This window comes from Brevibacillus sp. YAE8 (assembly GCF_057543335.1).
This window is the reverse complement of the sequence record NZ_BAAIYG010000131.1, coordinates 1-559: the sequence shown is the minus strand read 5'-3', so window position 1 is coordinate 559 and position 559 is coordinate 1. Positions and strand designations below refer to the sequence as shown.

Here is a 559-nt window from a genome sequence, read left to right as displayed (position 1 = left end):
TACTAGCTACGATGCACAGTAAACCTAAAAGCATAAAAATAGTCATTAGCCAGACTGAAGACCGAAAGAAAATTCCCCCATACATAACAATGAAACCAACAAAGATCAGGCTGAGTGCAAACGTGCGAATCTTGTTAATTTTATTTGAATACTTTATCCCCATCAGTATCCCCCCTATTACCAATATATCATAGCGTGAGACAGTGAATAGTAATAAAAATTGAATCTTCGGAAAATTATCCGTAGTTTTTGAGCTTTCTGAATGATTTCCATAATTCTGAGTGGGATATCCGTTATACATCGTATATAATAAAAAAATAAATCTTAGTCCATAGCCTTTAAAAATTTGAAAAATATTTGTCTATTCAAGTTAGGAGAGCTCAAAATGGAAGATGTTTTACGGCCAATATATCAAGAAAGAGCTAGCAATAAAGACACACGCGGTATTTTACTGATTGAAAAAAAGAAAGCAGAAGCTCCAGTGACGGATAATTTGGATTCTAGCTTATTTATTGTGACCAAAACCACAGAAACTTCTCTTTTTATTAAACAATACGAA

2 protein-coding genes are annotated in these 559 nt (G+C 33.1%); one reads left to right on the top strand and one right to left on the bottom strand.

Translation table 11 applies throughout. The annotated features are described in order from the left end of the window. Positions 1 to 163, bottom strand: a 163-nt coding sequence (locus tag AC27IT_RS27995; RefSeq protein WP_487092291.1) for a DUF2614 family zinc ribbon-containing protein, incomplete at its 3' end; no start/stop codon positions are given. Between the two features lie 222 nt (positions 164 to 385). Between AC27IT_RS27995 and AC27IT_RS27990 the strand changes: the two genes are divergently transcribed. After that, positions 386 to 559 (top strand): nucleotidyltransferase-like protein (locus tag AC27IT_RS27990; RefSeq protein ID WP_487092289.1); only part of this gene is annotated, 174 nt, incomplete at its 3' end.